Raw genomic sequence first — 21,388 nt, forward strand, 5'->3', positions numbered from 1 at the left:
CCGTATCTAACCAATTTGCAACAACTGCGCGATCGCATTAGGCACTGGTAAGATAATCACAACTAAGATAGCCAAAGCTAACAAACCCAAGAAGTCACGCAGATTATCAAGTTCTGTGACATCATTTAATGCCGGTTCGTCATAAATCGGCATAAAGAACAAAATGATTGCCCACAGTAAAAATCCAGGTTGTAGTAAAGCAAGTGCTAATACCAAGAATCTCGCAATTTGACTAACAACGATTGCTTTGCGTTGTCCAAACATAGCGTGAACGATGTGTCCGCCATCAAGTTGTCCGACTGGCATAAGATTTAATGCTGTCACCACTAATCCCAAAAACCCAGCAAACGCTACAGGATGAAGGTTGATAGCTGTATTAGCTGTAAGTTCAGCACCTAGCATGAATTTACTGAGAATTGCGAGCAACAGCGAATAATTTGGGTTAAGTGCGTTTGGGTCTAATAAATTGGATTGTTCTGGTAGCGGCACGATTGTAGAATTAGCTAAACCCCATAATAAAAAAGGAATTGTCGCGATAAATCCAGCAATGGGACCAGCAATACTCACATCAAACAATGCTTTACGGTTAGGAACTGGACTACGCATTTGAATAAACGCTCCAAAGGTTCCCAAGAAAAATGGCACAGGAATAAAATACGGTAGTGTTGCACGAATTTTGTAGTAGCGTGCTGCACTATAGTGTCCCAGTTCGTGAATAGCCAAAATAGTCATCAACGCCAGTGAATACGGCAATCCTTGCCACAAAACGCTAGGATCTGAGCTAATTGTTGTGATATCAGCACCAGCAATTTGCACGCCAACGATAGTCGTTGTCACCAGAGTTGCTAATACAAGTCCTAGTGCTAGAACAGGTCGAGTTAATTTTTGTTGAGCGCGACTTGCTCGTGCTTGGGGATTTGGGACTAAGGCAAAAAATGGTTTACCGTTTAGACCTTCTTGTAAGACAACCTGAAAGCGATCGCCAAATTGAGCTTGAATATTTTCCCGAATTCGTTGATAAGCAGCAGCAGGTGTCGTTCGTAACTGTCCATAGCAAATAACTGCTTGAGGTCGATACTCGATATTATGAATGTAATATATCGACCAAGGAAAGCAATTACGCAGCTGCGTTTCTTCGTTTTGGTCAATCGGTCGCAGTGGTGCTGCTGGTTCAGTTTCTATAACTGTAGGTTTGCTCTGTGGGGGAGATTCATTTAACGACGTTGAGGAAGAAGGATTTGAGTCTCTGCGACCCCACTGGATGAGCAGCCAGTACAAAATCGGGCAAACGATAAAAGGTCCAATAACTAATATTAACGGTAGCGGCTGATCTGGACCAACACTTGCCACCCAAGCACTCCAGATGAATGCTGGTGTCATGAGAACCAGCCACAAAATCCATACTGGTGTGCGTGTAATCCTCTTGACGCTACGCTGCACAATCAAGTATGTAAAAATTCCCAGGAGGAGGAGAAGCCAAAAGTTCATGCTGATTTTAGTTAATTTAAAAAGTGGTCCAACTTGTCAGAATTGCTTTAGCTATCAAGAATTGAGAGGCTAGAAACGAGTTTTAGAGCACAGATAAATTATTTATTCTTCCCTCGCTCCTCGCTCCTACTCCCTCGCTCCTTACTCAAGTAGACCTACACACCTTTTTCCCTAAACGCCGAGATCTCTAACACATTGTCACCCACGAGCGCTGCCCAGTGAATCAAAATCCCGAACAGCTTGCCCATAATAGCGCCCAAAACTCATTGCCGAAGCAATCGAGTCGCGTTTCCAAACCACCACAGGAGATTTGGAAGGATGTTTTTGTTTTCCCACCTAATCGGGACACTTTAGGAGGAACCGCTTATCTCATTGTAGAAAACGATGCGAATATCCTGATAGATTGTCCTCCTTGGAATGAAGATATTCAACAATTTTTGCAATCTCTTTCAGGCGTGAGGTGGCTGTTTCTCACACACCGAGGCGCAATTGGCAGAACAAAAGAACTTCAAAAAACTTTGAACTGTCAAGTTGTAGTTCAAGAGCAGGAAGCTTATTTACTTCCTGGAGTTTCACTCACTTCTTTTCAGGATGAGATAACTCTTAGCCTTAATACTCAAGCTATCTGGACACCAGGACACTCTCCTGGCTCTGCTTGTCTTTACTACAGTGGTCACGGTGGCGTGTTGTTCTCTGGACGCCATCTGCTCCCGAATCAGCAAGGCGAACCAATGCCACTACGCACCGCAAAAACTTTTCACTGGCGACGTCAAATAAGTAGCATAGAAAAAATCTTACAGCGTTTTACTCCAGACACACTCCAATATATTTGCCCTGGTGCTAATACTGGTTTTCTCCGCGGTCAGAAAGTCATTGCACAAGCCTACCAGCGATTGGCAGCTTTAGATTTATCAACATTGGTGCAGTCTCAAGCCCCACTTTAAAAGAGTTATGAGTCGTGAAGTGTTAAGTTAAGAAAATTCCTTTAATAAATGCCTCCAGCACTTTTCTTCGCTTTCCAAAAAAAACTCTTGAGGATTCAAAACTCACCCCTCACCCCTAGTTCAAGACTTACCTGCTAAGACTGAATGTGTTGCAAACTGTTCTACTGCAGCTAAATATTGCTGATCTGCTGCGGTTGCTATCTTTTCGCGCGTAATCGGGTCTTGTGGTACTACTAAATCAGGCGTAATACCGAGCTTGTTGATATCGCGATGCTGTGGAGTTTCGTACTTAGCGACTGTCACTGCTAAACCTGAACCATCTGATAAATTAAACAGCGACTGAATTAAGCCTTTACCGAAAGTTGTTTCGCCAATAATTTGGGCACGTCCGTTATCTTGTAGTGCGCCTGCTAAAATTTCACTTGCACTCGCTGTTCCTTGATTGACTAAAACGACGAGTGGATCTGTTGTAATTGCTGAACCGAAAGCTTCAAAACTACCTTGAATACCTTGACGATTAACGGTATAAACGATTGTACCTTCATCTAACCACAAACGCGCAATCTCAATGCCTGCTTGCAATAAACCTCCTGGATTGTTACGCAAATCAAGAATATAAGCATTTGCACCTTGTTTTTCGAGATTGGCGATCGCATGAGCAAGCTCCATTGTGGCATTTGCATTAAATTGTGTTAAGCGAAGATAACCAATTTGAAGATCGTCTGTAACATTTCGTAACTCTGCGACAACAGGATTTAATTCAATGCGCGATCGCACAAGTTGAATTTCGGTACTTTCCTCAGTTGGTGGGTGCTGAAGTACCAGAGAAACTTTACTACCTGCTGGACCGCGCATCCGTGCTGCAGATTCGTCAAGCGTCAGTTCAGTCGTCGAAACACCATCAATGGCGAGGATGCGATCGTGTGGTCGAATTCCCGCTTTTTCTGCTGGAGAACCGGCGATCGGTGCGACAACTTCTAACTGTCCTGTTTTTGGCTCAAGTGCAATTTGCAATCCGACTCCTGTCAATTCACCTGAGGTATTGACTTGGAGACTACGGTACTGCTCTGGTTTCAAAAATCGCGTGAACGGATCGTCCAAGGTTGCTAACATTTTTTGGATTGCTTCGTACGCTGCTTCCCGATCTTTTAAAGGCTGCTTCAATGTCTTCAGCCGCAGCATTGACCAGTTTTGATGATTAAAAGTGTCATCCAGATATACGCGATTGACCATTCGCCAAGCTTCAGAGACTAGCTTCTGTTCCTCAGTTAATGCTGCTGCTGGTTGAACCCAACAAGTTACAGCCAGCAAAATTGGCAAAATTGCGAGTAGCCCAATCTGAAACACTTTTTTATCCATTACGCCTATCTAACCTTGGTTGCCGCCCCGAATTATGAAATCCTTCTCTCGATTATGTTACTTTTTTTATAGTACGAGTGCAGTCAAATCTATCTGCTGACCTCCATTAGGGAAAGTACAAAGCGCCTGCAACTGGTTTCAGTTGCCCTTATTTGACAACAAACTGGATTTCCAGTAATTGCCAAATCATGACACAGCCTCTCCTGGTCTTGATTTAAGACAGAGAGTTTTATCAACCGCAATCTATTTTTAGGAACTCTTGCTTCATGTTTTCTAAGCAGGTAACCGACTCGAAACTTTTTAATTGGTTTGAAGAACGTCTAGAAATTGAGGCACTTGCTGAAGACGTTACAAGCAAGTACGTCCCTCCCCACGTGAATATCTTCTACTGCTTCGGTGGGATGACGCTCACTTGCTTTCTGATCCAGTTTGCGACTGGATTTGCAATGACATTTTATTACAAGCCAACAGTTGCGGAAGCTTACACTTCCGTGCAGGCAATCATGAATGATGTCAGCTTCGGCTGGCTGATCCGCTCAGTACACCGCTGGTCTGCCAGTATGATGGTTCTGATCATGATTCTGCATATCTTCCGCGTTTACCTTACTGGTGGATTCAAAAAGCCTCGAGAACTCACCTGGGTAACAGGTGTCGTTCTTGCTGTGTTAACTGTTTCATTCGGTGTCACTGGCTACTCCTTGCCTTGGGATCAAATTGGATACTGGGCGGTGAAGATTGTCAGCGGTGTACCAGAAGCGATTCCAGTCGTCGGAACCCTAATTTCTGACATGCTACGTGGTGGTTCGAGTGTTGGTCAAGCTACCTTGACTCGTTACTACAGCGCCCACACATTTGTGTTGCCGTGGCTGACTGCTGTCTTCATGCTGCTGCACTTTATCATGATTCGTAAGCAAGGGATCTCTGGTCCGTTGTAATCACAGCGCTATGCTAGCGGTAAGCATTTTGTTTGCCGCAGCCTAAGTACAAAATCTAAAATAAGTTATTTGACTCACCGATAAAGGAGAGCACTTTAGACAATGGGAACATTGAAAAAACCGGATCTGAGCGATCCAAAGTTACGCGAAAAACTAGCCAAGGGCATGGGTCATAACTACTATGGCGAACCTGCTTGGCCTAATGATTTACTGTACATCTTCCCTGTTGTTATCTTGGGGACTGGTGCTTGCATCGTGGCGCTTGCTGTTTTAGATCCAGTCATGACAGGAGAACCAGCGAACCCCTTTGCGACACCGCTAGAAATTCTACCTGAGTGGTACTTATATCCTGTATTTCAAATTCTCCGCTCTGTTCCTAATAAACTACTAGGTGTACTCGCAATGGCTGCCGTACCATTGGGCTTGATTCTAGTACCGTTTATTGAGAACGTAAACAAATTTCAAAATCCCTTCCGTCGTCCAGTTGCAACCACTGTATTTATGATTGGTACTTTGGTTACGCTTTGGCTCGGTATTGGTGCTGCATTCCCTATTGATAAATCTTTTACACTAGGTTTGTTCTAAACTAGCCGAGCACTCAATTCAACGCCTGTAGGTTTCTCCTCAAGTGCTGAGGTACTGTAGTAGAAACATTTACAGGCGTTATTTATTCTAGGTAGTTAAGTTGACCATCTGCAAGAACTAGCTATCCTAGAAACAGAGCCGGATAAAAAAATGCGATTAAACTCATCACTACAATTTACTTTAGGTAACTTAGCCCGTTGGCTTGCTATATTTGCAGTTGTTTGGCTGTTAGGAGCAGTGGGCTTAGGCTGGCTAGTGAACTCTTTTTTAATTTTATTTGGGCTGCTGTTACTTGCACCAGTTGTTGCTTTTTTTGGTTTTCGTTGGTGGCTACAACGTAACTTAGTGCAAGATAAGTGTCCTGTTTGTCGTTACGAATTTACAGGGTTAAATAAAACTGAGTTACAGTGTCCTAACTGTGGCGAACCACTAAAAATTGAACAGGGTCATTTTCAACGCTTGACACCTCCTGGAACTATAGAAGTACAAGCAGTTGAAGTTGAAGGTCAACGTATTGAAGAGTGAAACGTATTAGCACTTCCGTAAAGTGCGATCGCGCTTGTTGGTTACTGAGATTTCTTTTGAGAGATAGATAACGTGTAAGGATGTCTTCCTTGGGATCTTTCACCGATGTACAGCGAGTATCTACCAGGCTGCCAAAAGCCTGAAATTTGAGCGCTACCGCCGGAAAAGCGATCTGCTAGTACGCAGAAACGTCCTCCTGGTCCTTCGATTAATAAGGTAGGTTGTCCTGCGCTTTTGACCTGTAGTTGTAAGTACGGTAGTGGTTTTGTTACCTGGATAACTTGATTTGGTGCCCCAGCGATGTTACCGCAGTTGCTATTTTTGGCTCCTCCAGAAGTCCCTTGCACAACAATTGGGTCTGGCTGAAAATTAGGTGCGATTTGCACTACAGGTGCATTTGCCAGTGCAGCAGTAGCAATTAAATTTGTGGCTAGCACTGTGGAAACAACCAACCAATTTATGCGCGTTTTCATCTTAAGTTTGCTCCGATTGTTTCCCCGCAATGTGTCTTGCTTTACTTTTGAGGACGATTGGGTATTTACCCTAGTTCCTTTTGTTACTTCATTCTAGAAGGGCAAAAAAAGTTTATCAGACTCTTTATGCCACTTTCTCAAGTAGCCAAAATAACAACAGAATTTTTTGTGTGAAATTAGTTTGCTTTTACGCAGTAATTGTTGTATGTAAAAGCCTAAGTTTCGCTAAGATGTCGCTAAAACAGAATTGTTTGCCGAAGCCCGATCTTTCGTTTAACATCATGCCAAAGTGCAGCCTGAATTAAAATGAACTCTCAACCCGATCAAGAATTAGAACAACGACTGCAACAATTAGAGGCAGAAATAACCACTCCTACCTCACCTCCTGTTGTTGCTCAACCTCAACAGCCTGTAACGCCAACCGATCAATCTTCTGTGCCTACAGTGCTGTATCGATTTGTCAATTGGTTCAAAGGCTTATCAAATGTAGGAAAACTGATTGTCGTTGCTGTAGCATTCGTAGTTGGACTTGCTATTTTACGCGTAGTACTCAGAATTGTTGCTGCTGCAATCAGTTTGGCATTTTTGGCAGTGCTAATGTACTTTGGGTATCGGTTTGTGTTGGCTCGTACCTCGGATAAAAGCTGATTAGATTTGTGTGTGCGATCGCTGCGGTGTTGAACAAAATATCAAAAGGGAAGGTGTGATGGCGAACTCAACTGTGAGGAGAAGTGTCAATCGCGATCGCCGTGTCGGGCAAGAATCTAAATCTTTGCCCTTAGTGACGAGGCGCTTTGCGGCTTGGACTGTCGAAGTATCTTTAATTATTACCAGTGCTGTAGTTCCTTTTGGGTTGGGAGTTTATACTCAATCGCAGACTGAAGGAACGCAACCAATCAATTCAGTATTAGCAACTGCACAAGAAGCGATCGCAACAACATTAGCGCTTCCTGCTGATCGCCGCACTCAACAAATTGCCCCATTCACAAATTGGCTGTGGACAGGTGCATTAGTTGCCCCAATTGTCCTCAGTAGTTGGCAATTATATCTTCTTGCTAAAACAGGCAGCACTCTTCCTAAACGCTGGTTTGGCGTACGGGTTGTGACTGCGGCTGGAAATCCTCCAGGAATGCGACGTGCTCTACTTAGGGAAGCTGTTGGTGCTTGGGCGCCACTACTAGTTGCTTATGTCTTGTGGCATTTCAGCGGTGCTGTTCCTTCGTTAGGAATGTTAGTAGGATTCTCGCTAATCACAGTATTAGGAGAAGGCATTAGTGCTCGATTTAATCGTTACCGTCGCTGTTGGCACGATCGATTGGCAGGTACATATGTTGTTGACGCCAATCGTAGCTATGCGGCACTGCTTGGCAATTTACGCCCCGCAACAAGTCCATTAATTCCTCAGTACACACCTTACGCATCACGCCCTTTGATGCCTTCTGCAGCAATGGTGACGGTTGTTCCACCCCGTACCCGTAAATCACCCCAAAAACCTTATTGGTGGCGTTGGATGCGGAGAAATCCTGGTGTAGCGCTGCTATTTGTCACCCTCAGCAGCATGGCGGCTGTACTCGGTACTTTAGTTGGTACTCAAGTTTATATTCAAACCCAAGCAAACCAGCGTCAGCTAAGACAGCAAAATAGTCAGCAGTTTTTAGCATTAGTCCAAAAGTTAAGTCATAACGCACCTACTACCATACAAGAGCGCCGTAAAGCAATTACAGCCCTCGGCACGCTCGACGATCCGCAAGCCCTACAAATGCTCGTCGATCTTTTAGGGCAAGAAACTGATCCTTTAATTCTTGATACGATTCAACAAACAATTGCTAGCACTGGACTCAAGGTCATACCGCATCTGCGACGTTCTAATCAGTCATTAGCTAATGCCTTAGACTATGTACGCTATAGCAGCAAACCAGAAGAACTTACATTGCATCAACAACGCCTAGAAGCAACTCAAAGAGCGATCGCTAATCTACTCATCATTTACAGTGGTAATCTAAACCGCGTTGACTTGAGCCGCACTGTTCTCGGCGAAAATTTAACTGATTCAGCTTTGCCTTTCTCGCTCTTTCTTGATAATGTCAATTTAGCAGGAATTCAACTGCGTGGTGCCAATCTTAACCAAGGAAGTTTTCGCGGTACTCAGTGGCGTTCTGCAGGTGAAGATCGGCGCTGGAATACGACTGACGATCGCATTGCTGACTTGAGTGACGCGCAACTAAAAGCTGCAAACTTGACAGAAGCTGATCTTAGCCGCATCTTAATGCATCGCGTGAATCTCACCCATGCTATTCTTAACCGCGCCAATCTTGCAGGCGCGAACTTGTTTGGTGCTAATCTTAGTAGTACGCAAATTGTCGGAGCTAATCTGCGGGATGTCATCTTAGAAAACGCTAGTTTGACAGGTAGTGATTTAGCAGCAACTGACCTATCTCGTGCAAATCTCCAAGCGGCAAGATTAAGTCGTGCGAATGCTTTAGGCACACAGATGCAATACACTAATGTCACAGCGTCTGACTGGCGAGGTGCTGATTTATCAGGTGCTGATTTCAGTCATGCTAACCTGAAAAACGCCGACTTGAGTGATTCGCGACTAAGTGGTGTTAATTTTCGGAACGCACAGTTACAAAACACAAACTTGCGAAATGCGGATTTAAGGCAAGCTGATTTGCGTGGTGCACAATTGATTCAAACTGATATGCAAGGCGCTATCTTCTTTAAGTCACCATCTCAAGAGCAATTTATTCAAGCACCTCCCGAAGCAACGCTTTCTGCCATTGTTGAGGGGGTTGACTTTGCCGATGCTCGGAACTTAGATGCCAAACAATTAGCGTATATTTGTACTCAAGGTGGTCGTCATCCTCGTTGTCCCTAGAAAGAGGGGTGAAGGAGTGTTAGCCTTAGCGTTAGCCCAGCGAGGCGAAGCCCAGCGGGACGAAGTCTGGGGCGAGGGGCGAGTGATTAGTGATAAGTTTTGAATTAGAAGTGATTAGTGACTAGTGGTTAGTGAAAGAGTGATTAGTTTTGAATTTTGAATCAAACAATTCTTTTGACTTTCTTAAACTCAACACTCAACACTCAACACTCATAACTTTCTTAACTCATAACTCAACACTTCACGACTCCCCTGATCTGTGACCCCTATTGATGTGAGGAGTGGTTGAAAATGCAACGTCTAAATTATTTTTTTATGGGAATTGCTGCGATCGCACTGAGTAGCAGTTTAACTCAACCAGCATCGGCACAAGCTGCTTATGGCAGTTATATTGGTGTTGGTCCAACTGTGGGACTAAGTCGAGATGCCGCTGGAGATGGTCGCCAGCTAGGCGCTACCATTGCGGTACGATACAAAATCTTAGAAGCACCTTTTTCTCTACGGACACAAGCTTTTATTGGCGAGAATACAGCAGTTGTTCCTACTGTTTCTTACGATGTGCCATTAACTTGGCAAACAGATGCTTATATTGGGGCTGGAATTGTTTTTGCTAACGGTAACACACCTTCTCCAGTAGGAGATCAAGTCAGTTTTGCACTACAGCCAGGAATTGACTACGTTATTCCTAATAGTAATACTGTCATCTTCGGTAATGCTGTTATTGCCTTCGATGCTTTCCGCAATGGCGGTGGTAATGCTATATCGATTCAAGGCGGTGTAGGATTGAGGTTTAGGTAATTTGCTATACTTGTCCCTATAGAAAACTCTTCTAATTTAATTTCTCTCACTAACTGAATAGTTTAGTACTGCTTCTGAGGTTAGGAGCAGTAAATCTTTTTAACATAGTAGACACCATAATAGTTTTAAAACATTAGTGAAAATCTCTTCAGATAGGATTGTTATAGCTTTAGGAAACTACTCATATGACCTAAGCATTCTAAAGCCATTATGACTTTAATCGGTTAATATTTGTAAATTTGAAACTTCAATTCCACATAGCTTTCTGATACCTACCCGTGACCTCTCAGAGTGTTAAGTTAAATCACAATGCTCTAAGTAACGGAGCGTAATGATTTATCACACATTTTGTGCTAGTTCATAGTCAATGGTTAATTATTGCTCTACTGACCATTGACTATTGACCGCTAACAGCCCTTAAGTTACGCTTATTTTCACCCACTTACTTAGCTGTATCTGCAACAGTTCAGCTAGTATTTCACCACAAATGTCTAAATTTAGGTTTAATAAAAAATTGGAAATTCAGTATTTTTATCGTTGAACTTGCAGTTCACAAGAAATAATTATTATATATGGTGTCATTAATCTACTTATAACGCTCATTATGAAAATTGAAAGTTACGAATTATAAACGAAGTAAACTCAAAACTCTAACAATAAATGCATCCTGATGCAATCTCCTAGATTGTATGTAGTTAATTCAAAACTTTAAAAATTAAGTCTTTTCTTCGTATTGACTTGCCACTTGCTTATTTTAACTTTTATTAAATTAAGTAGTTAATAACTACTTAATACAGAAATATTGCTAATTTAAAACTCGCATGAAACTCAAGCAAAAATTAATTTGTGCTTTTTTAGGTACTTCTTTCTTATTGGGAGTTACTAGTAGTATTTCTTTATTAAATAATCTAAGAGTTAGATATAGCATTAACCAAGTAACAAAAAGTTCGATAGAAGAGTTTATTAACTCAAATGAGGTATCACTAACATTACAACAGACACAAGCAAAATTGCGGGACTTATTAGAAGAAAAACATAAAATTAATTACCACACAGAGAATACAGAAGAAACTCAAATTAGAATACTTAAATACAAAAAAACAGTCTTGCAAGATTTAACAACGGTTAGTAATTATATAGATTTAAGCAAGCAAGCAACTACAAAAGGAATTGAACTGGCTGCAACAGACATACAAAAGCGTTTAAAAGAAGAGAAAGAAATAGAAGACTTAGAAGAAATTGAGTCTGTTTTTTTAACACATAAAAAAAATATTTTTCATTTATTTAATTTACTCAGTCAAAATGTTGATATAGCTAGTGTTTTTTTTAAACAAGAACTAGAGCCACATTTTGAAACAGAATTAGTTCCTTTAATTGTTGAATATAATCATGATGCTAGAGGAGAACTCTTAACTGAAGTTCAACAAGTTCAAGGAGCGATCAATCAGGCTAATATCCTTATACTCTTCTCTACTGGATTAGCTTTTTCTTCTGCAATTGGCTTAGGTTTCTTTATTTCTCGTTCAATTGCTAAACCTCTAATTAAACTTACTAAAGCAGCAAATAGAGTTAGCGAAGGAGAAACTTCTACAAGAGTACAAATTAAAAATAAAGATGAAATCGGGGTTCTAGCTACTGCTTTTAATCAAATGCTAGATGATTTGGACACCACAATGGTATCCAAATCCTATGTAGACAGCATTATTGAATGTATGGCTGATGCTCTGATTGTTTTAGATACAAACTTAGTTATTCTTAGAATTAATCCAGCTACAGCTAAAATTTTAGAAGTTTGCCTAGATGAGGTAGTTGGAAAACCAATAAAGAGTTTATTTCCTTTGGAGGAAACGCTTGATGAACTGAGTGTTCAAGAAATTTTAAGCAAAGGTAAAATAGAAATTTTTGCAACGTACTGGTTGACAAATACAGAAAGACGAAAACCCATATCTTTTTCAGCTACAGCCATGTACAATCAGCAAGGTAAACTTCAAGGAATAGTTTGTGTAGCACAAGATATAACAGAGCGTAAGCAGAGTCAAGAAAGACTCGCGAAGATTAACGAATGTTTTTTAAGTTTTAGTACAGACCCAACAGCAAATATTAATCGACTAACTGCGCTTTGTGGTGAACTTTTAGGTGCAGCAAGCGCTAGTTATTATCGGCTAGAAAAGGCAAAAGTTTGTTTGGTGGGACAATGGCAAATCATTTCAGAAAATAAGCTTGAGGTAGATACTCAAGAAAGTGTTTTTTATCAGTTAGTTCAGCAATGCTATGAAGATAGTAGTGTCAGTCACAATTTACAAAATACACATCCTGCCAAAACAAATTTGAAGATTCTAACTCATGGAAATAAAACTCATGTGTGTCAAGGTATCAAATGTAAGGAAACGATTGTTGGTGCGTTGTGTGCATATCAGTACAATTTAACTTTATCTGAGGCGGATAAAAAAATTATTGGGATTATTGCAGCAGCAATTGGAGTTGAAGAACAACGCCGAGAAATTCAAGAAGCTTTGCGTGAAAGTGAAGAACGGTACGCGCTGGCTACGCGTGGTACTAATGATGGATTGTGGGATTGGGATTTAAATACAAATACAGTGTATTTCTCTCCACGTTGGAAATCGATGTTGGGTTATCAAGAAAAAGAAATTGGTAACACAGTAGAAGATTGGTTTAACTTGGTACATCCACAAGATGTGGATCGATTGAAAGCAACGATCGCATCTCACTTGCAAGCACAAACACCGCATTTAGAACAAGAATATCGAATTTTACACAAAGACGGTGTTTATCGCTGGATGCTCAGTCGCGGCTTAGCAGTACGAAATCGCGATAGCAAACCTTATCGCCTCGCAGGTTCGCAGGCTGATATTACTGCAAATAAAGTGACAGAAGCAGAATTACTACATCAAGTATTTCACGATGCTCTGACAGGATTGCCTAACCGAGTGCGATTTACTGAACAACTAGATCAAAGCATTAGACGAGCAAGGCAGCAAGAAGACTATTCTTTCGCAGTATTATTTTTAGATCTCGATCGATTTAAAGTTGTTAACGATAGTCTAGGTCACATGATTGGCGATCGCCTACTAATTGCGATCGCTCGTCGTTTAGAAATGTGCGTGCGCCCTGAAGATATTGTGGCGCGTCTTGGTGGAGATGAATTTACAATTCTATTAGAAAATGTTCGCAAAGTAGAAGATGCAACTTTAATCGCCGAACGCATTCAAAACGCGTTATCTCTGCCCTTCAACCTCGAAGGATACGAAGTTTTCACTTCGGCAAGTATTGGAATTGCTTTTAGCACGACAGGTTACGAAAAACCTGAAGATTTATTGCGAGATGCTGATACGACAATGTACCGTGCCAAAGGATTGGGTAAAGCACGGTATGCCGTTTTTGATGCGAGTATGCACGCTCAAGCGATGGCACTTTTGCAAATGGAAACGTATCTCCGACGAGCAATAGAACGTCAAGAATTCCGACTACATTATCAACCGATTGTTAACTTAAAAACAAGAGAGTTAGTTGGTTTTGAAGCACTAATCCGTCTTCAGCACCCAGAACGAGGATTTATTTCTCCAGTAGAGTTTATCCCAGTGGCGGAAGAAACTGGCTTAATTACTCAGATTGGCGCCTGGGTATTGCGTGAAGCTTGCCGCCAAATGTATGAATGGCAGCAAAAATTTACATCAGCAGCTGATTTAAAAATTAGTGTAAATATATCGCCTAAACAATTTCGTCAACTTGATTTGGTAATGCAAGTCAAGCAAGTTTTGCAAGAAACAGGACTTAACGGACGCTATTTGAAGTTAGAAATTACCGAAAGTACGCTTGTAGAAAATGCTGATTTAGTTGCAAATATGCTGAAGGAATTGCAAGCGTTGGGCATTGGTTTATCGATTGATGATTTTGGCACTGGGTATTCTTCGCTAAGCTATCTACACCGTTTTGCCGTTGACACCTTAAAGATTGATAAATCCTTCATTAAAGACTTTCATGTTGACTGGGAAAAAAGCAAAATTGTCAACACAGTAATAGCATTAGCAGAGAACTTAGGCATTGACGTAATTGCAGAGGGCGTAGAAACATCTGAACAAGCATATTTGCTGCAAGAACTTAAGTGTCAATTTGGGCAAGGCTACTTATTTTCACGTCCACTCGATAGTCAAGCAACCGAAGCTTTAATTGCTGCCAAATTAGAATGTATGGGGGTGTAGAAAGAAAGTATGCGGGTAGTAGGGTAAGAGGGAAAAATAGCATTTTCGTCTCTCCCACACTCCTACGCTCCCACACTCTCATTCGCCACTCACTTCTTAGTTCATAACTCCTTGCAGCTGTTATCTACCTAGAGCGATACAATAATGAAGCCCGTTTAGGCTTGCTGGTAGCCCTATAATTGCTAATGTCTGTCGGAAAAAATTTGCTCTACGAAGGCAAAGCGAAAATCATTTACATCACTGATGAGCCAGAAATTTTACTGGCACATTTTAAAGATGATGCTACAGCTTTTAATGCTCAAAAGCGTGGCAGAATTGTTGGGAAAGGCGAAATTAACTGCAAAATCTCTCAATTACTATTTCAGTATCTAGAAGAGCGTGGCATTCGCACTCATTTTATTGATTGTCCTGCACCGAATCAAATGCGGGTGATGCGAGTTCAAATTTTGCCTTTAGAAGTTGTTGTCAGGAACATTGCTGCTGGTAGTCTCTGTCAACAAACAGGATTGCCCTTGGGCACCGTTCTCAAACAGCCATTAGTGGAGTTTTATTATAAAAATGATCAATTGGGAGATCCGTTGTTAACCCGCGATCGCTTGTTACTGATGGAACTAGCAACTCCCGAACAGCTAGACCAACTACAGCAGCAAGCATTGGAAATTAATCATCATCTCTCAGAGTTTTTTCAAAGTTGTAACATAACCTTGGTAGACTTCAAGCTAGAGTTTGGCTTGGACACCCAAGGCACAATCCGATTAGCTGACGAAATTAGCCCTGATACCTGCCGTCTTTGGAACTCCTCAGAAACCGATCCTAACAACCGCGTCATGGATAAAGACCGCTTCCGCCGCGACTTAGGAAATGTAGAAAATGCTTACCAGCAAGTTTTAGAACGGATTCAAAGGAGGGGTCAGAGGTCAGAGGTCAGAGGTCAGGAGAAGGGAGGGTTATGAGTCGAGAGTGTTGAGTTAAGAAGTTTTTCAATTCAAGACTCAAAACTCAAAACTCAAAACTCTAAAAATAGACATGGTGTGTGGAAGTGCTGAATAGGTTGAAGAAAATGCGCATATCCCCTTTTTGGGCAGCAACAGTAGCGATCGCTGCTCCGTTAAGCTTAACAGTTCCAGCAACAGGACAAACTGTAGACTCCTCTGAAGTTAAATCAGTATCCCAGCTACCGCAAATGGCACGAGATACAAAAGTTCCAGTCACAGACGTTGTCGTCGAAACAAAGCCTGGACCATTACAAAGACATGATTCGGCAAAATTGCTACTAGGGCAAACACCGGTACCGAATCAAACAAATCAAATACCCAGTCCTGCACCACAGCCACAACCATCGCCGGTATTTCCGTCACCAAATATTGAAGGAGTTCCCGCAACTCCACCACAACAACCTGTCCCAGTGACTCCGCCTCCAGGTGCAGGAGGAGCACCACAAGACGAAACACCTAGTCAACTGCAAGTGCCAATTACTCCAGAAGCACCGCTAGATACACCACCAGGCGAAGAAAGTGTTCCAGTTCCCGAAACCGTTCCCCAACCAGCACCACTTCCTGAAGGTGTGCAACCAGAGGTAGCCCCACCACTTACTCCACAACCGGAAGAACCACAAGCAACTCCAGATACAGCACCCCAAGTTCTTGTTTCTGAAGTTGTCGTCGGTGCAGAAACAGGAGCATTAGATCCTCAACTAGAAAATCAAGTTTATCAAGCAATTCGTACAGTTCCAGGCAGGACAACAACACGCACGCAGTTGCAAGAAGATATTAATGCTATCTTTGCCACAGGTTTCTTCTCGAACGTCCGTGCCGAACCGACAGACACGCCATTAGGAGTTCGTGTCACATTTATTGTGCAACCTAACCCAGTTCTGCGCTCGGTTCAAGTACAAGCAAACCCAGGTATCAATGTCCCCTCAGTATTACCTGCTGAAGTCGTTAATAACATTTTTCAGCCGCAGTATGGCAGAATTTTGAACTTGCGACAGCTACAAGAAGGAATTCAGCAGTTAAACCAATGGTATCAAAAGAACGGTTTTGTCTTAGCACAAGTTGTGGCAGCGCCGCAAGTTTCCGCTGATGGAGTCGTGGCTTTAGAAGTCGCAGAAGGTGTTGTTGAAGATATTCAAGTCCGCTTTATTAGTGAAGGCGAGGCGACAGATGATGAAGGACGACCAATTCAAGGGCGTACGCGCGATTTCATCATTACCCGCGAACTAGCACTACAACCTGGACAAGTCTTTAATCGCACAGTAGTTCAACAAGATTTGCAGCGTGTCTTCGGTTTGGGTTTGTTTGAAGATGTCAATGTTTCCTTAAACCCTGGTCAAGATCCGCGACAAGTTGTTGTTGTTGTCAATGTCGATGAACGTAATAGCGGTTCGGTTGCCGCTGGTGCAGGTATTAGTTCGGCTAGTGGATTATTCGGTACATTAAGCTACCAAGAACAAAACTTGGGTGGCAACAACCAAAAAGTCGGAGCAGAACTACAAGTAGGACAACGGGAAGTCTTGTTTGATGTCCGCTTTACCGATCCTTGGATTGCTGGAGATCCCTTCCGTACCTCCTATACTGTCAACGCCTTCCGGCGCCGTTCGATTTCCTTGATTTTTGATAGCAGTGACGAGCAGTTTGAAGTGCTCAATAACGCAGGCGAATTGTTAGGCGATCGCCCGCGAGTATTACGCCTCGGTGGTGGCGTAACGTTTACACGTCCTTTGTCACAAAATCCGCTAGCAAGATCCGAGTGGACAGCATCAGCAGGTTTGGAATATCAAAGAATTTCGATTCGCGATTCAGATGGTGACTTAAGACCACAAGGACAAGTAGGAGCAGATGGCGAACCAACTGATCTCAGCTTCTCTGGTACAGGAATTGATGATTTATTGACATTACAACTTGGATTAGTCCGCGATCGCCGCGATAATGCACTGCGACCGACGAATGGTTCACTACTGCGACTTGGTGTTGAGCAATCTGTTCCTCTGGGTTCAGGAAACATCTTTCTCAATCGACTGCGAGGGAGCTATAGTCAATACTTGCCAGTAGACTTTACTAACTTTGCTGAAGGAGCAGAAACCCTAGCATTTAACGTGCAAGCGGGAACTGTCCTTGGCGATCTACCGCCTTATGAAGCTTTTTCTTTGGGAGGTGTTAGCTCTGTGCGAGGCTTTAATGAAGGTGATTTGGGAAGTGGTCGCAGTTTCTTGCAAGCCACAGCAGAGTATCGTTTTCCGATCTTTTCAGTAGTAGGAGGCGCGTTATTTTTGGACGTTGCAACTGATTTAGGCACAGGAGAAAATGTACCTGGAAACCCCGCCGGACAACTCGATAAACCTGGTAGTGGTTTTGGTTATGGTGTTGGTTTGCGCGTCCAGTCTCCGTTAGGACCACTGCGAATTGATTATGGGATCAATAGCGAAGGTGACAATCGTCTCCACTTTGGCATTGGAGAACGCTTCTAACTAGGGGTGAGGAGTGTTAGCATTCACGAAGCGTTTAGCGGGACGAAGTCCGGAGTGAGGGGCGAGGGTAGGAAAAGATAAGAACACAAGGGAAGGATAATGAATGAATTCGCAGCCAACGACTAGTAAGGTAACACCTAGTAGATCTGATACCTCAATGGCGATCGCACAGCACACTTTAGCAGGTGAGATTCAGCAATCAGGAGTAGGGTTACACAGTGGTGAAAAGACACAAGTGCGACTGCTACCGGCACCTGTAGGTTCTGGGCGTTATTTCGTTCGCGTGGATTTGCCCGCGTCACCTGCGATTGCCGCAAAGGTGAGTTCTGTGACTCAAACTGTGCTTTCGACACAATTAGGTCTAGGGGAAGCTTCAGTGCGCACCGTGGAGCATCTTTTGGCTGCGCTTACTGGTATGGGGGTAGACAACGTTCGCATTGAAATTGATGGTGCAGAAGTTCCCTTACTCGATGGTTCAGCAGCATTATGGGTAGATGCGATCGCGCAGGTTGGTGTAGTCTCTCAAGTCGAACTCCGTCTTACTCCTCCAGCAATTTCTGAACCAATCTGGGTGTATCATGATGATGCTTTTGTTGCAGCATTACCAGCGTCAGAAACACGTTTTACTTATGGAATTGATTTTGAATTACCGGCAATTGGTAATCAATGGTACAGTTGGTCGCCAGGAAAGGCGATCGCTGCTGCGACACCAGCTTCTACCTTTGCCACAGAAATTGCCCCTGCACGCACTTTTGGGTTAGCCCATCAGATTGATTTTTTGCAGCAGCAAGGTTTAATTAAGGGAGGCAGTCTAGATAATGCACTCGTTTGTAGTCAAGAAGGTTGGATTAATCCACCTTTAAGATTTGCAAATGAACCAGTGCGTCATAAAATCTTAGACTTAGTGGGAGATTTGAGCTTGTTGGGAAATTTACCAACTGCTCATTTCTTTGCTTACAAAGCAAGCCACAACCTGCACATTCAACTTGCCCAAAGGATTTTAGATTCACACTGAAATCCCAACTTCTAACTCAAGAACCTCATGTCCACTCTCACTCCCATTAACTCACCCGAATCCCACACATCCGTTTCTGGTAAGCATCAATCTCCTAATGGTGCTGCAGTCACAGGCAAAACAATTTTTACGCTAGAAGATATCCAAAAGTTGTTGCCGCACCGCTATCCCTTTGCACTCGTTGATCGCATTATTGAGTATGTTCCTGGAGAACGCGCAGTTGGCATTAAAAATGTTACCTTCAATGAACCTCATTTTCAGGGGCACTTTCCAGGGCGACCAATTATGCCAGGCGTTCTGATTGTCGAAGCAATGGCACAAGTCGGCGGCGTTGTGCTGACGCAACTACCCGAAGTCGCAGGCGGCTTGTTTATGTTTGCTGGAATTGACAAAGTGCGATTCCGCCGTCAAGTTGTTCCTGGCGATCAGCTCGTCATGAGCGCGGAACTGTTGTATGTCAAGCGGCGTCGTTTCGGTAAGATGCAAGCTCGTGCTGAAGTAGACGGTCAACTGGCTGCTGAAGGCGAATTGATGTTTTCCTTGGTGGATTAAAGGAGGCTAGCGGAAAAAGGTAGTGGCTACTTATTGATATCCCTAGCCCCTAACCCCTAAACCCTAGTTTCTTTCGGAGACGCACTCTTGAAAACACTGATTCATCCCACTGCTGTAATTCATTCTGGTGCAGATCTGCACCCTTCGGTGCAAGTTGGTCCCTACGCGGTCATTGGCGAGCACGTTAAAGTTGGTTCAGAAACGGTCATCGGCGCGCATGTCGTCTTAGATGGATCGACTGAGATTGGCGTAGGCAATCATATTTTTCCAGGGGCTGCGATTGGCTTAGAACCGCAGGATCTCAAGTACAAAGGTGCGGTTTCATATGTCAAGATCGGTGACAACAACCGCATCCGCGAGTATGTGACAATTAACCGCGCCACAGGTGCAGGCGAAGCCACAATTATTGGTAATAATAATCTACTCATGGCTTATGTTCATGTAGCACATAATTGTGTAATTGGAGACTCGGTGGTGATTGCAAATGCAGTCGCGATGGCGGGTCACGTCAATATTGAATCACGCGCCACAATTGGTGGAGTTCTGGGAATTCATCAATTCGTTCATATCGGTAGGCTGGCAATGGTAGGCGGTATGAGCCGCATTGACCGCGATGTCCCGCCTTATATGTTAGTTGAAGGTAGTCCGGCAAGAGTGCGATCGCTCAATCTCATCGGGCTAAAGCGTGCTGGTATTGTCGAACTCGATGAAGGAAAAGTCTTTCAAACATGCAAGAAAGCTTTCCGCACCTTGTATCGCTCTGGTTTAACACTTAATCAAGCTTTAGAAAAGTTGGACTTACTACAAGACAACGAGCATCTCCAACACCTTCGTCAATTTTTGCAGCTTTCGCAAATGCCAGAACGTCGGGGCTTAATTCCTGGCCGTACTCTGGACACAAGGAGTGACGAATGAGACAGGAAGGAGAACTAGAACCAACTAACTCCTCACCCCTCAAACGGATATTCATCAGTACGGGAGAAGTTGCGGGAGATTTACAAGGTGCTTTATTAATTGCAGCATTACAGCGCCAAGCGGCACATTTAGGTTGGGAACTAGATATCGTTGCACTTGGTGGCGAGAAAATGGCAGCAGCGGGTGCCACAGTACTTGGAGATACTAGCAGCATCGGTTCAGTGGGGATTTTTGAGTCACTACCGTTTGTTTTACCGACGCTACAACTACAAAAACGCGCGATCGCTAACCTGAAGCAACATCCTCCTGACTTAGTTGTGCTCATTGACTACGCCCAACCTAATTTAAATATCGGTAGCTATCTTCACCGCGAACTACCAAATGTTCCAATTGTCTACTACATCGCGCCGCAGGTGTGGGTTTGGGCAATGAATTCGCGCAATACCGAGCAAATTGTCAAGATTACAGATAAAGTCTTAGCAATATTTCCTGAAGAAGCGCGGTATTTTGAACAAAATGGTGGCAAAGTTGTTTGGGTAGGTCATCCTTTGGTTGATCGGATGCAAACTGCCCCTAGCCGTGATGCAGCGCGTGCAGCGCTAGGAATTCCTCCAGAACAAACCGCGATCGCCCTCCTACCTGCTTCGCGCCGCCAGGAAATCAAATATCTTCTACCTGTGATGTTGCAAGCGGCAAAAACGCTGCAAGAAAAAATCCCGCAAGCGCATTTTTGGATTCCTTTATCGTTAGAAATTTATCGCCGACCAATTGAACAAGCAATGACGCGTTACGGCTTACAAGCTACAGTGCGATCGGGTCAAACCTTAGAAATATTGGCAGCAGCAGACTTAGCAATTACTAAATCGGGAACAGTTAACTTGGAAATTGCACTGTTGAATGTACCGCAGGTTGTCATTTATCGCGTGAGTCCAATTACAGCTTGGATTGCGCGGCATATTCTCAAGTTTTCGATTCCCTTTATGTCGCCGCCAAATTTAGTGGAAATGAAATCAATTGTGCCAGAATTGCCGCAAGAGCAAGCAACAACTGAAAATATTGTCCAAAATGCTTTAGATATGTTGCTTAACCCTAGCCGTCGTCAACAAATTTTGGCAGACTATCAACAAATGCGCCGTGCTGTAGGCGAAGTAGGAGTCTGCGATCGCGCTGCACAAGAAATTCTCCAGATGTTACCGAGATGAAGGTGGGTCACAGTTATTGAGTAAACATACTAT

Annotated in this window: 17 protein-coding genes; 14 read left to right on the top strand and 3 right to left on the bottom strand. The window is 43.2% G+C overall.

From position 1 onward, the window contains the following. Positions 1 to 6: 6 nt before the first annotated feature. On the bottom strand, positions 7 to 1,488 hold the full coding sequence (locus CSQ79_RS03480; protein ID WP_099699822.1) for a site-2 protease family protein: 1,482 nt from the start codon (positions 1,486 to 1,488) through the stop codon (positions 7 to 9). Positions 1,489 to 1,706: 218 nt separating this feature from the next. Between CSQ79_RS03480 and CSQ79_RS03485 the strand changes: the two genes are divergently transcribed. Continuing rightward, positions 1,707 to 2,432: an MBL fold metallo-hydrolase gene (locus CSQ79_RS03485; RefSeq protein WP_143755417.1), complete on the top strand. Its 726-nt coding sequence runs from the start codon at positions 1,707 to 1,709 to the stop codon at positions 2,430 to 2,432. Positions 2,433 to 2,552: 120 nt separating this feature from the next. Here CSQ79_RS03485 and ctpA read toward each other — a convergent pair whose 3' ends face one another. Continuing rightward, complete coding sequence (ctpA, locus tag CSQ79_RS03490) at positions 2,553 to 3,800, bottom strand: carboxyl-terminal processing protease CtpA (RefSeq protein ID WP_099699823.1); 1,248 nt, start codon at positions 3,798 to 3,800, stop codon at positions 2,553 to 2,555. Between the two features lie 257 nt (positions 3,801 to 4,057). Between ctpA and petB the strand changes: the two genes are divergently transcribed. The 3 genes from petB to CSQ79_RS03505 all read left to right on the top strand — a co-directional run bounded on the left by petB (position 4,058) and on the right by CSQ79_RS03505 (position 5,836). Next, positions 4,058 to 4,726: a cytochrome b6 gene (gene petB / locus CSQ79_RS03495; protein WP_099699824.1), complete on the top strand. Its 669-nt coding sequence runs from the start codon at positions 4,058 to 4,060 to the stop codon at positions 4,724 to 4,726. A 102-nt stretch (positions 4,727 to 4,828) separates the two neighbouring features. Continuing rightward, positions 4,829 to 5,311: a cytochrome b6-f complex subunit IV gene (gene petD, locus CSQ79_RS03500; protein WP_099699825.1), complete on the top strand. Its 483-nt coding sequence runs from the start codon at positions 4,829 to 4,831 to the stop codon at positions 5,309 to 5,311. 150 nt (positions 5,312 to 5,461) lie between these two features. After that, positions 5,462 to 5,836, top strand: a complete 375-nt coding sequence (locus tag CSQ79_RS03505) for a hypothetical protein (RefSeq protein ID WP_099699826.1) — start codon at positions 5,462 to 5,464, stop codon at positions 5,834 to 5,836. Positions 5,837 to 5,877: 41 nt separating this feature from the next. On the opposite strand, the gene CSQ79_RS03510 is transcribed toward CSQ79_RS03505, so the two are convergent. After that, the gene (locus CSQ79_RS03510) at positions 5,878 to 6,309 is read right to left on the bottom strand and encodes a hypothetical protein (protein ID WP_099699827.1); all 432 of its coding nucleotides are present in this window, start codon (positions 6,307 to 6,309) and stop codon (positions 5,878 to 5,880) included. Positions 6,310 to 6,615: 306 nt separating this feature from the next. Between CSQ79_RS03510 and CSQ79_RS03515 the strand changes: the two genes are divergently transcribed. The 10 genes from CSQ79_RS03515 (at position 6,616) to lpxB (ending at position 21,355) form a co-directional block, all read left to right on the top strand. Then, positions 6,616 to 6,957, top strand: a complete 342-nt coding sequence (locus CSQ79_RS03515; protein ID WP_099699828.1) for a hypothetical protein — start codon at positions 6,616 to 6,618, stop codon at positions 6,955 to 6,957. A 58-nt stretch (positions 6,958 to 7,015) separates the two neighbouring features. Then, entirely contained in the window at positions 7,016 to 9,187 is a 2,172-nt protein-coding gene (locus CSQ79_RS03520) for a pentapeptide repeat-containing protein (protein ID WP_099700278.1), read from the top strand. A 291-nt stretch (positions 9,188 to 9,478) separates the two neighbouring features. Further along, positions 9,479 to 9,985 (top strand): hypothetical protein, encoded by a 507-nt coding sequence (locus tag CSQ79_RS03525; protein ID WP_099699829.1) that lies wholly within the window; start codon positions 9,479 to 9,481, stop codon positions 9,983 to 9,985. Between the two features lie 821 nt (positions 9,986 to 10,806). Then, positions 10,807 to 14,205, top strand: a complete 3,399-nt coding sequence (locus tag CSQ79_RS03530) for an EAL domain-containing protein (RefSeq protein ID WP_099699830.1) — start codon at positions 10,807 to 10,809, stop codon at positions 14,203 to 14,205. A gap of 185 nt (positions 14,206 to 14,390) precedes the next feature. After that, complete coding sequence (purC, locus tag CSQ79_RS03535) at positions 14,391 to 15,158, top strand: phosphoribosylaminoimidazolesuccinocarboxamide synthase (protein WP_099699831.1); 768 nt, start codon at positions 14,391 to 14,393, stop codon at positions 15,156 to 15,158. Positions 15,159 to 15,265: 107 nt separating this feature from the next. Beyond that, the gene (locus CSQ79_RS03540; RefSeq protein ID WP_099699832.1) at positions 15,266 to 17,671 is read left to right on the top strand and encodes a BamA/TamA family outer membrane protein; all 2,406 of its coding nucleotides are present in this window, start codon (positions 15,266 to 15,268) and stop codon (positions 17,669 to 17,671) included. 163 nt (positions 17,672 to 17,834) lie between these two features. Beyond that, complete coding sequence (gene lpxC, locus CSQ79_RS03545) at positions 17,835 to 18,686, top strand: UDP-3-O-acyl-N-acetylglucosamine deacetylase (protein ID WP_099700279.1); 852 nt, start codon at positions 17,835 to 17,837, stop codon at positions 18,684 to 18,686. Between the two features lie 27 nt (positions 18,687 to 18,713). Then, the gene (fabZ, locus tag CSQ79_RS03550; RefSeq protein ID WP_099699833.1) at positions 18,714 to 19,238 is read left to right on the top strand and encodes a 3-hydroxyacyl-ACP dehydratase FabZ; all 525 of its coding nucleotides are present in this window, start codon (positions 18,714 to 18,716) and stop codon (positions 19,236 to 19,238) included. Between the two features lie 87 nt (positions 19,239 to 19,325). Continuing rightward, positions 19,326 to 20,153: an acyl-ACP--UDP-N-acetylglucosamine O-acyltransferase gene (gene lpxA, locus CSQ79_RS03555; RefSeq protein ID WP_099699834.1), complete on the top strand. Its 828-nt coding sequence runs from the start codon at positions 19,326 to 19,328 to the stop codon at positions 20,151 to 20,153. After that, positions 20,150 to 21,355, top strand: a complete 1,206-nt coding sequence (gene lpxB, locus CSQ79_RS03560) for a lipid-A-disaccharide synthase (protein WP_099699835.1) — start codon at positions 20,150 to 20,152, stop codon at positions 21,353 to 21,355. The genes lpxA and lpxB overlap by 4 nt, the downstream gene beginning before the upstream one ends. Positions 21,356 to 21,388 lie beyond the last annotated feature (33 nt).

The sequence above is a fragment of the Gloeocapsopsis sp. IPPAS B-1203 genome, from assembly GCF_002749975.1.
Lineage (GTDB): Bacteria > Cyanobacteriota > Cyanobacteriia > Cyanobacteriales > Chroococcidiopsidaceae > Gloeocapsopsis.